This is a genomic window from Acinetobacter sp. AL9, assembly GCF_041464035.1.
Taxonomy (GTDB): domain Bacteria; phylum Pseudomonadota; class Gammaproteobacteria; order Pseudomonadales; family Moraxellaceae; genus Acinetobacter; species Acinetobacter towneri.
Window position 1 is genome coordinate 1 of sequence record NZ_JAYFSK010000252.1, and the last position, 255, is coordinate 255.

Below are 255 nucleotides of genomic sequence, written 5' to 3' on the forward strand. Positions count from 1 at the left end.
CACCCCTATCCACAAGTCATCCCCTGGCTTTTCAACGACAGTGGGTTCGGTCCTCCAGTTAGTGTTACCCAACCTTCAACCTGCTCATGGATAGATCACCCGGTTTCGGGTCTATACCCAGCAACTATACGCCCTATTAAGACTCGATTTCTCTACGGCTCCCCTATTCGGTTAACCTCGCTACTGAATATAAGTCGCTGACCCATTATACAAAAGGTACGCAGTCACCAAACAAGTTGGCTCCCACTGCTTGTA

1 rRNA gene is annotated in these 255 nt (G+C 49.0%); it reads right to left on the minus strand.

From position 1 onward, the window contains the following. Positions 1 to 255: ribosomal RNA gene (locus ACEO2X_RS14565) — 23S ribosomal RNA — on the minus strand; the annotation flags it as partial.